The organism is Bradyrhizobium sp. USDA 3650 (assembly GCF_054057395.1).
This window is the reverse complement of the sequence record NZ_JBSRZG010000001.1, coordinates 1,571,152-1,583,345: the sequence shown is the minus strand read 5'-3', so window position 1 is coordinate 1,583,345 and position 12,194 is coordinate 1,571,152. Positions and strand designations below refer to the sequence as shown.

10 protein-coding genes are annotated in these 12,194 nt (G+C 65.5%); 1 reads left to right on the top strand and 9 read right to left on the bottom strand.

All coding sequences use genetic code 11. The annotated features are described in order from the left end of the window. Positions 1-4: 4 nt before the first annotated feature. Both ACVIN2_RS07645 and ACVIN2_RS07640 read right to left on the bottom strand, forming a co-directional pair. Positions 5-1,561, bottom strand: coding sequence for a formate dehydrogenase beta subunit (locus tag ACVIN2_RS07645; RefSeq protein WP_456765128.1), 1,557 nt, complete (start codon positions 1,559-1,561; stop codon positions 5-7). Then, entirely contained in the window at positions 1,558-2,034 is a 477-nt protein-coding gene (locus ACVIN2_RS07640; protein ID WP_456765127.1) for a formate dehydrogenase subunit gamma, read from the bottom strand. Before ACVIN2_RS07640 ends, ACVIN2_RS07645 begins: the two co-directional genes overlap by 4 nt. Positions 2,035-2,257: 223 nt before the next feature. Between ACVIN2_RS07640 and ACVIN2_RS07635 the strand changes: the two genes are divergently transcribed. Further along, entirely contained in the window at positions 2,258-3,151 is an 894-nt protein-coding gene (locus ACVIN2_RS07635) for a LysR family transcriptional regulator (RefSeq protein WP_247433008.1), read from the top strand. A 3-nt stretch (positions 3,152-3,154) separates the two neighbouring features. Here the strand turns inward: ACVIN2_RS07635 and ACVIN2_RS07630 are convergent, their stop codons facing one another. The 7 genes from ACVIN2_RS07630 to ACVIN2_RS07600 all read right to left on the bottom strand — a co-directional run bounded on the left by ACVIN2_RS07630 (position 3,155) and on the right by ACVIN2_RS07600 (position 12,188). After that, the gene (locus ACVIN2_RS07630; RefSeq protein WP_456765126.1) at positions 3,155-5,485 is read right to left on the bottom strand and encodes a PAS domain-containing sensor histidine kinase; all 2,331 of its coding nucleotides are present in this window, start codon (positions 5,483-5,485) and stop codon (positions 3,155-3,157) included. Between the two features lie 226 nt (positions 5,486-5,711). Continuing rightward, a complete protein-coding gene (locus ACVIN2_RS07625; RefSeq protein ID WP_456765125.1) occupies positions 5,712-7,085 on the bottom strand; it encodes a cation diffusion facilitator family transporter in 1,374 nt (457 codons plus the stop codon). A 210-nt stretch (positions 7,086-7,295) separates the two neighbouring features. Beyond that, positions 7,296-8,267: a zinc-binding dehydrogenase gene (locus tag ACVIN2_RS07620; RefSeq protein WP_456765124.1), complete on the bottom strand. Its 972-nt coding sequence runs from the start codon at positions 8,265-8,267 to the stop codon at positions 7,296-7,298. 25 nt (positions 8,268-8,292) lie between these two features. Further along, positions 8,293-9,288 carry an NAD(P)H-dependent flavin oxidoreductase gene (locus ACVIN2_RS07615; protein ID WP_456765123.1) on the bottom strand — a complete coding sequence of 332 codons (996 nt, stop codon included), beginning with the start codon at positions 9,286-9,288 and terminating at the stop codon, positions 8,293-8,295. Positions 9,289-10,337: 1,049 nt separating this feature from the next. Further along, on the bottom strand, positions 10,338-10,988 hold the full coding sequence (locus ACVIN2_RS07610; RefSeq protein WP_456765122.1) for a hypothetical protein: 651 nt from the start codon (positions 10,986-10,988) through the stop codon (positions 10,338-10,340). 69 nt (positions 10,989-11,057) lie between these two features. Then, a complete protein-coding gene (locus ACVIN2_RS07605) occupies positions 11,058-11,258 on the bottom strand; it encodes a hypothetical protein (protein ID WP_456765121.1) in 201 nt (66 codons plus the stop codon). A gap of 171 nt (positions 11,259-11,429) precedes the next feature. Next, a complete protein-coding gene (locus ACVIN2_RS07600; protein ID WP_456765120.1) occupies positions 11,430-12,188 on the bottom strand; it encodes a hypothetical protein in 759 nt (252 codons plus the stop codon). Positions 12,189-12,194: the final 6 nt, after the last annotated feature.

Here is a 12,194-nt window from a genome sequence, read left to right as displayed (position 1 = left end):
TCTCCTATTCCGCGGCCTGAAGCGTGGTCGGGGCCGGGACGAAATCCTCCCGGAAGTGCTTCAGTGCGCTGAGCACGGGGTAGGGCGTGAAGCCGCCGAGCGCGCAGAGCGAGCCGAATTTCATGGTGTTGCAGAGGTCTTCGACGAGTGCGAGGTTTTCACTCACGCGCTCGCCCTTGATGATCTTCTCGATCGTCTCGACGCCGCGGGTCGAGCCGATCCGGCACGGCGTGCACTTGCCGCAGGATTCGATGGCGCAGAATTCCATGGCGAAACGCGCCTGCTTGCGCATGTCGACGCTGTCGTCGAACACGACGATACCGCCATGGCCGATCAGGCCGTCGCGCGCGGCGAAGGCCTCGTAGTCGAACGGGGTGTCGAACAGCGCGCGCGGGAAGTAGGCGCCCAGGGGACCGCCGACCTGCACCGCGCGGACCGGGCGGCGCGTGAACGTGCCGCCGCCGATGTCATCGACGAGCTCGCCGAGCGTCACGCCGAACGCCGTCTCGAACAGCCCGCCGTGGAGAATGTTGCCGGCGAGCTGGATCGGCATCGTACCGCGCGAGCGGCCCATGCCGAAATCGGCATAGGCCTTTGCGCCTTCGGCCAGGATGAAGGGGATGGCGGCGAACGACAACACGTTGTTGATCACGGTCGGCTTGCCGAACAGGCCGTGATGCGCGGGCAGTGGCGGCTTTGCGCGCACGAGGCCGCGGCGGCCTTCGAGGCTTTCCAGCAGCGAGGTCTCTTCGCCGCAAACGTAAGCGCCGGCGCCGACGCGCACCTCAAGATCGAAGCTGTATGTTGAGCCGCCGATGTTCGCGCCGAGATAGCCGTCGTGCTTCGCAGCCTGGATGGCCGCGTTCATCGCCTCGACCGCGTGCGGATATTCGCTGCGGATATAGATGTAACCCTTGGTCGCGCCGACGGTGATGCCGGCGGTCGTCATGCCTTCGATGACGAGGAAGGGGTCGCCTTCCATGATCATGCGGTCGGCGAAGGTGCCGCTGTCGCCTTCGTCGGCGTTGCAGACGATGAACTTGCGATCCGCTTTCGTCTGAGCGACCGTCTTCCACTTGATGCCGGTCGGGAAGCCCGCACCGCCGCGGCCGCGCAGGCCCGACGCGGTGACCTCGGTGAGGATCGCATCCGAGCCAAGCGAGAGCGCGCGCTCCAGGCCCTTGTAGCCGCCATGGGCGCGGTAGTCGTCGAGCGAGCGCGGGTCGATCACGCCGCAGCGCGCGAAGGTGAGGCGGGTCTGGCGCTTGAGCCAGGGGATCTCGTCGGTAGCCCCGAGCCGCAGCAGATGTGGCGTGTTGCTCGCGAGCGCGTCGAGTAGGGAGGGCACATCGGTCTCGGTCACAGGGCCGAACGCGATCCGGCCCTGCGGTGTCGCGACCTCGACCAGCGGCTCGAGCCAGTAGAGGCCGCGCGAGCCGGTCCTGACGATCTCGACGGCGATGCCACGCTTCGCTGCAGCCTGCTCCAGCGCCAGCGCGACCTCGTCGGCGCCGACCGCAAGCGCGCCCGCGTCGCGAGAGACATATAGACGGATGCTCATCGCTGCGCCTCCGCAACGAGAGCATCGATACGCTTTTCATCGAGCCGGCCGATGAGCCGGCCGTCGAGCATCGCGGAGGGCGCGGTCGCGCACAATCCGAGGCAGTAGATCGGCTCCAGCGTGACGCGATCGTCGGCCGTGGTGTGGCCGAGCGATACGCCGAGTTTTGCCTCCGCACGTGCCGCCAGCGCGTCGCCGCCCGCCGCCTGACAGGCCTCCGCACGGCAGAGCTTCAGCACGTGGCGGCCGGCCGGCTTGTGGCGGAAGTCATGATAGAACGTGAACACGCCATGCACTTCGGCGCGGGACAGATTGAGCGCCTGCGCCACCATGGGAATGGCTGCCCCCGGCACGTAGCCGAACGCCTCCTGGAGTGCGTGCAGGATCACCAGCGTCGCGCCTTCCTGCTCGCTGTGTTCGGCGATGATCTCGGCGCCGCGCGTTTCGTCCCAAGGCTCAAAAACCGCTGTCATTCTTCGTTCTCAACCAGAGCGTCTACTGATCGCAAACTATTTGGAATCGTTCGAAGATCAATAAAGCTGTCTCATGCTGCGATTGCGGATTCCGATCGATTTGCGATGGCAATCACTCGATTTGAAATTGAAATTGAAGCCGTCCGCCGGGCGGTTTTTGCGTGTTGGACGGGGGCGAGCATGCTAGCTTGCATGCCACCACACAATTCGAGGGGATGACCGGTTGCTCGACAAGCTTGAACTGTTGCTGGCGCTGGCGAAGGAGCGGCATTTCGGCCGGGCCGCTGAGGTGTGCGGCGTGACGCAACCGACGATGTCGACCGGGCTGAAGCAGCTCGAGGAGATCCTCGGCGTCATGCTGGTCCAGCGCGGCTCCCGCTTCCAGGGTTTTACGCCGGAAGGCGAGCGGGCGCTGGATTGGGCCCGGCGTATCGTCGGCGATGCCCGCGCGATGCGTGACGAGATCAACGGGCTGAAGCATCAGCTCTCCGGCGAGATCCGTATTGCCGCGATCCCGACCGTGCTCGGCATGGTCGCTGCGTTGACGACGCCGTTCCGCGCCAGGCATCCCGAGGTGCGCTTCAGTATCCGCTCCACGACCTCGTCCGAGGTGCTGGGGTTGCTCGAGAATCTCGAGGTGGATGCGGGGCTGACCTATATCGAGAACGAGCCGATCGGCAAGGTGCGCACCATCCCGCTCTACAGCGAGAGCTATCGTCTGCTCACCGCGCCGGATGGCATGTTCGGCGATCGCGAGACGGTGACGTGGAAGGAGGTCGGACAGGTGCCGCTGTGCCTGCTGACGCCCGACATGCAGAACCGCCGCATCATCGATCGCGCGTTACGTTCGGTCGGCGCGGAGGCGACGCCGACCTTGACGTCGAATTCGCTGCTCGTGCTGTTCACGCATGTGAAGACGGGGCGCTGGGCCAGCGTGATGCCGGCCAAACTCGCCGAGACGCTCGGCCTGTCCGATACGGTGCGCTCGATCCCGATCACCGATCCCGATGTCAATTACAGCATCGGCATGGTGATCCCGCAGCGTGATCCGATGACGCCGCTGATCGCGGCGCTGGTCAACGTCGCGCGGGAAGTCGCACCGTCGTTGCAATCGTAGGATTCAGGCCGCGGCCGATATTCCTGACGCCGACTTGATCGCGTCGCGGGGCAGGGTGACGCGCACGACGGTGCCGACCTCGAGCTTGGAGCGCAGCCGCATCGAGCCGCCATGGAGCTGAGCGAGCGAGCGGGCGATCGCCAGCCCCAGTCCCGAGCCATGATAGGTCTTGGTGAGCTGGCTCTCGACCTGCTCGAACGGGCGGCCGAGCCGCGTCAGTGAATGCGGCGCGATGCCGATGCCGGTGTCGGCGATCATCAGCACGATCCTGTCGTCGAGCTGCCGGCTGCGCACCACGATGCGTCCGCCGTCGGGCGTGAACTTCACGGCGTTGGAGAGCAAATTGACGATGATCTGTTTGGTGGCGCGGCGGTCGGCGACGACGGAGATGGATTTCGCGATGTCGGCGTCGAGCGTCAGGTGCTTGTCCTGCGCGCGGCCGGTGACGACCCGCAGGGATTCCGCCAGCGTCTGCGCCAGGTCGAGCTCTTCCATGTCGAGCTTCATGCGGCCGGCCTCGATCTTGGACATGTCGAGGATGTCGTTGATGACTTCGAGCAGGTAATGCCCGCTGGTCAGGATGTCGTGGCAGTATTCCTGGTACTTCTCCGAGCCGAGCTCGCCGAACATGCCCGAGCCCATGATCTCGGAGAAGCCGATGATCGCGTTCAGCGGCGTGCGCAGCTCGTGGCTCATATTGGCGAGGAATTTCGACTTGGTCTGGTTGGCTTCCTCGGCGCGGGTCTTCTCGCGCTGGTATTTCTCGGCGAGATCGGCCAGTTCGCCCGCCTGGCGCTCCAGGGCTGCCTGCGAGCGCTTGAGGTCGATGACAGTGGCGCGCAGGCGTAGATCGTTGTCGACCAGCTTCTGCTCGTGCTCCTTGATGCGGGTGATGTCGGTGCCGACCGAGACGTAGCCGCCGTCCTTGGTGCGGCGCTCGCTGATGTGCAACCAGCTGCCGTCGTCGAGCTGCGCCTCGAAGGTGCGCGCGCCGGGGCCCTGGCTCGCCGTCTCGTTATGCCGGGTGCGGACCTCGGGCATGCGGCCGACCTCGAGCACGGTCTCGTAGGAGGTGCCGGGGATGACGGCGCTGTCGGGCAGCTTGTGCAGGCGCTGGAAGTGCGAATTGCAGAGCACCAGGCGGTCGCTGGCGTCCCACAGCACGAAGGCTTCGGGAATGGTCTCGATGGCGTCGCGCAGGCGCAAATCGGCTTCGACAGTTCGCTCGGCGAGGCTCTTCTGCTCGGTGATGTCGACGGCGATCCCGATCAGGTGAACACTGGAGTCCGTCGCGCCGCTGGTCTTTTCGCAGCGGACGCGCAGCCAGATCCAGTGGCCGTCGACATGCTGCATGCGGAAGGTCTGGTCGATGTGGTCGATCTTCTCGGAGATGAGCTGGTCGGCGATCTCGAACAGGTCGATGTCGTCGGACTTCACCAGCGCGTTGACCTCGCCGAAGGTGAGGAGCTCGTTGCGGCCGTCGAGGCCGAGCATCGAAAACATCGACTGCGACCAGAAGATGCGGCCGCGCGACAGGTCCCAGTCCCACAGCCCGCAGCGACCGCGGTTGAGCGCGGTGTCGATCCGGCCGCGCACGGCGTCGTTGATCAAATCGCCCTCGCGGGCACGGGTGGACTGCCAGTGGAAGGCGAAGCCGAGGATCAGGACCACGAAGCCGGTGGTGGCCGACAGCGTCACCGACAGCGCGGCGTCCGAGCCCCAGATCGGCTCGTTGCGCTCCTGGATCACGGTGACGAAGCCGGGCAGCGACTTGATCTGCCGCGAGGTCGCCATCGCGGCGTTGCCGTTCGGCAGCGTCATGTCGGAGATGTTGCCGTCGCGCGGCGGCGCCGCCAGCAGTTGCGCCGTCGTGATTGCGTCGAGCAGGCGGTCGTTGCCCGAGGGATCGCTGTCGACCGGGATGCGGGCGAGGATGCGGCGGTCGAGTCCGGCCGAGGTGACGATGACGTGCCGGCCCGAGGCGGTGCCCCAGGATGGAATGAGGTCAGGCAGCAGCGCCGGCAGGCTCTCGATGTTCTTCAGCCGCTCCTGTCGCGCGGAGGTGAGGCGGTCGATGCGCTCGGCGAGCAGGTCAGCGAGCGCCGAGATGTCGTGGCGGATCACCAGCCGCTTCTGGCGCGTCTGGTCGACGACCTGCACGAACGCGCCGAGGCAGATCGTGATCAGGAACGCGATGATGAGCGTCGGCACGGCACGGCGCAGCGCAGGCTCCGCGATCAGGAGCCGATGATAGGCAGGTTTCGCGATCGATTGCGCCAATCCTTTGATCGAATCGGATTGGACGCACGCGTTCGCGGCGTCTGCACGCGACATGCCTAAAGCCCCCTGGAACCTGCTTGCAACTTGATTTTGGAAGCAGCCCCACATCGCTTCCGAATCATGGTCGATTTGAATCCAGATTTCGCGGGCTGTCGAGAGTCAACGAATCGTTAACGCGAATTTATTCTTATCCAACGCGCAGTTTGTGCGTCGCGCGTCCGCAAACTTACGTGCGCGGCGAGTCCGAAACGAGAACGTGTGACTCCTCGCACATTCTCTGTCACGCACGCGGCGGTTCGGCGTGACTGATGACGCGCTTCACGCTCGGGAACGCGCGCCGCAACGCGCGCTCGATCGCGTCGACATGCTCGTGCACTCTGATCACGCTCATCGACGGCTCGGCGCGGCAGTGGAAGTTGACGATCTCGCCGGCGTCGGTGTTGCGGACGCGGACATTGTGGATGTCGTGGATCTCGCCGCCGGCGGCATACTCTGTCAGGGCGGCGGCGATGGCCTGCACCCGTTCCGACGCGGCATCGACCCCGAACGGCAGTTCCGGTTCCAGCGGCTCGATGTGGACGTCGACCTCGACGTCCGCGCCGAACTCTTCCTGGATGTTGCGTTCCAGCGTGTTGGCGACCTCATGGGCGGCGTCGAGCTGCATCCCGGCGTCGACCTCGAGGTCGATGCTGACGATCAGCTTGGCGCCGAGATCGTGCACGGTGACGTGGTGGATGGCGAGGCCCGAATTGTGGGCGATGACCATGATGCGGTCGCGCACGGTCTCGTTGTCGCGCGCCACGGGGACTGCGGTGAAGGTGAGGTCGGTATCGCCGAAGGCCTTCTCGACGGCTGCTTGCGCGTTGCGCTTGATGTCCTCGACCCGGTCGATGGGGTAAGTCCGCGGCACCTTTGCGATCGTGTCGATGAACGTGGTGGCCCCGACCATGCGCACGCGGAGCCGCTCGACGCCAATCACACCCGGCACGCTGCGGATCGCAGCCGTGGCCGTCTCATGCGCGCCTTCCGGGGCGCGGTCGACCAGCGTCTGCACGGTCGAGCCGGCCATGCGCAGGCCGAGCAGGGCGATCATCACGGCCACGGCGGCGGCGGCGGCCGCGTCGCCCCACCAGAAGCCGAGACCGGCGAGGATCAGGCCCACGATCACGGCGAACGAGCCCATCACGTCGGAGGCGAAATGCAGCGCATCGGCGGCGAGCGCCTGGCTCCTGGTCTCCCGCGCGGCACGGTGCAGGGCACGGGCGCGCCAGAGATTGACGACGATGTCGATCACCAGCACCACGAACGGCACGGCCGAAATGGTCGGCGGTGCGGTTCCCTCGCGCAGCCGGCTGTAGGACTCGACCAGGATGCCGCCGGCGAGCACGTAGAGCAGGGCCGTGACGCCCAGTGCCGAGACGCTTTCGAGCTTGCCGTGGCCGTAATGATGCTCCTCGTCCGCCGGCTTGTCGGACACCCGCACCACCGCCCAGGTGATGATGGTGGCGACCAGGTCGATCGAGGAATGCAGCGCCTCGGAAATCAGCGCCAGCGAGCCGATCGCGATCCCGACCGCAAACTTGGCCGCCGCCATGCCGCCACTGGCGAAGATCGAGATCGCTGCGACCGAGGTCTTGTTGTGTTGGGAGCTCATGGCGGGGGATGTAGCAGGCCGCGGGTGAACATCAAGCGACGATCCACAGGCGTAGACGCTAGTGAGTTGCAGGAGCGGGATCCGCCTGGTTTTGTAGGGTGGGCAAAGGCGCGGAGCGCCGTGCCCACCATCTTTCGGGGACGCTGACGCATGGTGGGCACGCTTCGCTTTGCCCACCCTACTAGACCTAGGTCTTTGGCCCCAGGAATGTTACGGCACCGTCACGACGATCTTGCCCAGGTGCTTGTTCGCCTCCATGTGCTCGAACGCCTTGTCGATGTCGTCGAAGGCAAACACCTTGTCGATCGGCAGCTGCAGTTTTCGCGACTCGACCGCGCCCCATATGTCCTTGCGGACCTCCTCAAAAATCTCGCGGACCTCCTCGATGCTGCGGGTGCGGAAGGTGACGCCGACATAGTCGATGCGGCGCGCCGCGTGCAGGTCGAAGTTGAAATCGGCATGGGTGCCGCCGAGCCGGCCGACATTGACGATGCGACCCTTGACCTTGGTCGCCGCGAGGTTCTGGCTTGCGACCTTGCCCGAGACCTGGTCGACGATGAGATCGACACCTTCGCCGTTCGTCGCCTTCAGCACCTCGTCGACCCATGCGGGGTCGGAGGAATCGACCGCGAGGTCGGCGCCATACTCCTTCAGCCGGCCGCGGCGAGTGGCATCAGTCGAGGAGCCGATCACGAGCTTGGCGCCCTTGAGCTTCGCAATCTGCATCGCCATCAGGCCGACGCCGGAGCTTGCGCCCTGGATCAGCACGGCCTGCCCGGGCTGCACGCCGCCGATGGTGACGACGGCGTTGTGCATGGTCGCGAGCGCGACGGGCAGGGTGGCGGCTTCCTCGAAGTTCATGTTCGAGGGCGCGCGGAACAGCCGGCCGTGATCGGCCAGCGTGTATTCGGCAAACGCCGCGCCGCCCGAGCCCATGATACGGTCGCCGACCTTGACGCCCTTGGCATCCGGTCCGAGCGCGGCGACCTCGCCGGCCCATTCCATGCCGAGCACGGTGCCGGCGCCGCCGGCCGCACCATGGGCGTGGCCCTTGCGCATGCCGGTGTCGGCGCGATTGAGGCCACAGGCGCGGACCCGGACCAGCACCTGCGTGCCTTCAGGCTTTGGTTGAGCGACGTCAGAAATCGTAGCGCCACCAGGGCTGTAGACATAAGCCTTCATGAATTGCTCTCGCTTCTTGCAGTGATTATTCCGCGGCCTGCGCCGTCGGATGAATGATCATGCCTTCGAGCCGGCTGCGGATGATCGCCTCGGCTTCGCGCACGATGCGGGAGATCAGTTCGGCGCAGGTCGGGATGTCCTGGATCAGGCCCTGGACCTGGCCCGCCGACCAGATGCCTTCGTCCGAGTTGCCGGTCGCGTAGACCATCTTGCCGCGGGCGCCTGCGACGAGCTCGCGGATATCCTCGAACTTGGCGCCTTCCTTCTCCATCGCGACGACCTTGGTCGAGATCTCGTTCCTGGCGACGCGGGAGGTGTTGCGCATGGTGCGGAAGATCAGCTCGGTCTCGCGCTCGTCATTGGCGACGATCTTCTCCTTGATGAGCTGATGAATGGGGCTCTCTTGGGTCGCCATGAAGCGCGTGCCCATGTTGATGCCTTCGGCGCCCAGCGCCAGTGCGGCGACCAGGCCGCGGGCGTCGGCAAAGCCGCCGGAGGCGATCATCGGGATCTTGATCTTGTTGGCGGCAGCCGGGATCAGGATCAGGCCGGGGGTGTCGTCCTCGCCGGGATGGCCGGCGCATTCGAACCCGTCGATCGAGATGGCGTCGACGCCCATGCGCTCGGCCGAGAGCCCGTGACGGACGCTGGTGCATTTGTGCACGACCTTGACGCCGTGCTTCCTGAACTCGTCGACATGCTCCTGCGGCTTGTTGCCGGCAGTTTCGACCACCTTGATGCCGCTCTCGATGATGGCGGCGCGATATTCGGCATAAGGCGGCGGCTTGATCGCGGGCAGGATGGTGAGGTTGACGCCAAACGGCTTGTCGGTGAGATCGCGGCAGCGGGCGATCTCCTTCCTGAGGTCCTCCGGTGTCGGCTGGGTCAGCGCCGTGATGAAGCCGAGCGCTCCGGCATTGGCGACGGCGGCGACCAGCTCGGCGCGCCCGACCCATTGCATGCCGCCCTGGACGATCGGGTGCTCGACACCGACGAGCTTGGTGAACCGTGTCTGCAGCATGATCTGTTTCCTCCGCCTGTGTGGCGCTCTGTTATCGTTTGATGGCGGCAGGATGCCGCCGGGGTCGGGAAAAGTCTATTGCGCCGGCGTGCGGTGGAGGCGGGGCGATCATGCGAGGAGTGGGGGGATTCCGCAGGGCGGATAATTGAGGTGGTAGCACCGGGTGGCGCGAGGTTTTTTGTGCGCCGCTGCTTCAACACCGACGGAGGATGAGGAGCTTTCGGAGACCATCAACTTGCATTTCCGTCGCAAGGCATGCCTCCGCCCTCTCGCGGCGCATTCGCCCGAGCTTTGCCTGGTCGCATTACCCTTGCGGTAACAAGGGCGCAGGGAAGGCCGGGCGCCGGCTGGCACCCGCAGGTCCGTGCGCGACAGAAATGCACACGGGGTGGACCACAGGTTCGCCGGATCGCCCGGCCTTCCCTGCGCGATGGTTTTAACGTGTCCTTCGTGCTCTCCCCGGGGAGCGATGCACTATTGCCCCCGTCGCCATGCAGATGACTGATGCGCGCGCCCGGTTGGACCGCCACATCACCGCAGGACTTGACGCACAGACCCCGGGCGTCAGGACCACACGACTTGTTCGTCCGCGCACGTCCTCGCTGGGCCTTCGGGAGCTGGCGTGTGCTCACACCCGAAGCCATGCGAAGACGCTTTCGGCATCGTGTCGTAGGCACGAAAGCCATTGCTCACAGCCGAAGCCGCCCTGCAATGCCGCTCGCGCCCGACGCCGTCGCGTCCATCGCTGCCCAACCCGCGGTTCGTGACGATCGCGATCCGCCCCTTGTCCCGGGTCAGGGTATCGCGTACGTACGACAAATCCGAATTTCGGTAAAGTGGAATATTTTGGCGAACTGGGATTGACAGGCGGGTGGGAAATTTGTGCGGGTGTTTTGCCCGACGGGCACTCCGCCAATCCATCGTGCCCAATTGCTTCGGCATCGTCATTGCGAGCGCAGCGAAGCAATCCAGACTTTACCCGTGGAGGGACTCTGGATTGCTTCGCTGCGCTCGCAATGACGGCGTCGCGTGGTGCGCCCTGGCGGGCTCTACTCCGCCGACAGCCGCACCATCTGGCGGCCGCCGTTCATTTCCTTGAGGCTGTTGACGAAGTTTTCCGGCCGCTGCCAGCGGTAGGGGACCTTCAATCCCATGTACTCGGCGATGTCGCCGATGAAGCCGGTGCAATTGGTGGTCTCGGCATTCCAGACCGGCGAGCTTGCCTGCAATTTCTTGATATAGGCAAACACGCGCTTGGCGTCGGCTTCGTTCAGATAGACGCGGTAGTTTGCGGTCAGGTAGTCCGGGTCGAGATCGCCGTAGCTTGCGCCGGTCTCCGCCGGCACCCAGGTCAGGTGGCCGAGCACGTAAGCCCAGGTGTCGCCGGACGGCGTCAGGCCCGCGACCTCGACGGCGCGCTCGCTGGTCTTGCCGTACCAGACGAAGGCGTGGCCCCAGCTCGCGGCCGTGCGGGCGCGGAAATCGACGTAGTACGGACCTTTCTCCGCGCGCGCGACCGCGCGCCTAGTCGCTTGCGGCGCCGGCCGTGATACGGCGTCGGTCGTGGCAAGCGCGTTTGCCTCAGCAACGCGCTTGTTCGCTTCGTGGGCCGAGGCGGAGGGTGTCGTGCACGCGAGCATGGCCGCGAGCGCGAATCCCGCAAGGATGCAGGGTCCCGATCGATCAGGTTTGTTCGTCACGCTATGCCCCTCGACTGTCAGCCACTCACGCAGAGTCTACGCTTGCTTCTGCCCGTATTTCGCTGCGCGTCAGTAGCGCGCCGCGACGGGGCCGGGCGCCTTGCCGATCGGGGCCTTTCCAACCGGGCTCTTGCCAATCGGCATCTTGCCGATCGGCGCCTGCTCGGAATAGACGGGAACGGGCTGGCGGCGCGGCAGATCCGCAGCATTCGCAGCCGTCACCAGAGTAAGCGTAGCACCCACGACAAATACAATCTTCTTCACAGTCATACCCCTAGAAGGTTTGGTCCAAACACGGCACCGCCGTGCCCCCAGACACGCCCCACAGAAGGGCGGCCGAATGCGTCCACAGTGCGGCATCCGCGCGACATGTTGGCGGCATCTGCCGGGCGCGCGGAGACGTGATGTGTCTGAATGTTTGGCCTTCGCGCCCCTCGTTGGTCAGTGATCGGCGCTGAGGCGGAAATGCATCTCGATCTTCGCCGGTGACGCATCGCCCGCCACGCGCCAGGGCGAAAAGCCAGGGGTGGGATCAGGATCGGAGGGGAGATCGATCGGCCAGCTCTGCGTCGGCGAACCCGGAAGCGTCAGGCTGACGGCGCGGTGACGCGTTTTGTACGTCAACGACGTGGAGGCAATGATCGCTTTGTGCTCGCCTTCATGCGCGCGCCAGTTCGGAGGCAAATCGGCATTGGCATACCCTGTCGCTTCCTCGACCTCGATGTGCACATCCTCCGCCTTGTCCGGCAGCGTCATACCGGCGGGAAGGCGAAACTCGATGTGGAGCGTCATGTAGCCGTGACTGAGATAGGGCGAGCGGATGAGTTCGTACCAGCCCCAATAGCCAAGGATTGCCGCGATGAGCAGTACGGTGAGAGCAAAGGGCGCAGAGAGCCGCGTGGTGTGATGAGGCGTAGTGTCGGAGGTTTCCGTGGGCGGCTGTGGCGTTGCATTCCGGACCAGGCCGAAGCGCACGAACAGCCAGATGCCGGCGATCAGGCCAACCACACCGCCGATCGGACCGATGTCGAAGAAGGCGCCCATGGCTATGCCGCCATCGCGGTCTGGCCCGGCCAGCGCGATCACCAGTGCGGCAAGGGCGGACCAGCCGGCGAGCGCGCCGAGCAGGGCGGAGAGGAGGCCGAGGATCAAGCGCATGTCCGGATTGGTCGCGCGGATCGGGATCGCGGTTCGAACCATCCCGAA

What these genes read in the sequence shown, in the direction of transcription:
- ACVIN2_RS07625 (WP_456765125.1), bottom strand. Translation starts at nt 7,085, where the DNA reads ATGAGCTCCCAACACAACAAGACCTCGGTCGCAGCGATCTCGATCTTC.
- ACVIN2_RS07600 (WP_456765120.1), bottom strand. Translation starts at nt 12,188, where the DNA reads ATGGTTCGAACCGCGATCCCGATCCGCGCGACCAATCCGGACATGCGC.
- ACVIN2_RS07645 (WP_456765128.1), bottom strand. Translation starts at nt 1,561, where the DNA reads ATGAGCATCCGTCTATATGTCTCTCGCGACGCGGGCGCGCTTGCGGTC.
- ACVIN2_RS07640 (WP_456765127.1), bottom strand. Translation starts at nt 2,034, where the DNA reads ATGACAGCGGTTTTTGAGCCTTGGGACGAAACGCGCGGCGCCGAGATC.
- ACVIN2_RS07620 (WP_456765124.1), bottom strand. Translation starts at nt 8,267, where the DNA reads ATGAAGGCTTATGTCTACAGCCCTGGTGGCGCTACGATTTCTGACGTC.
- ACVIN2_RS07630 (WP_456765126.1), bottom strand. Translation starts at nt 5,485, where the DNA reads ATGTCGCGTGCAGACGCCGCGAACGCGTGCGTCCAATCCGATTCGATC.
- ACVIN2_RS07615 (WP_456765123.1), bottom strand. Translation starts at nt 9,288, where the DNA reads ATGCTGCAGACACGGTTCACCAAGCTCGTCGGTGTCGAGCACCCGATC.
- ACVIN2_RS07605 (WP_456765121.1), bottom strand. Translation starts at nt 11,258, where the DNA reads ATGACTGTGAAGAAGATTGTATTTGTCGTGGGTGCTACGCTTACTCTG.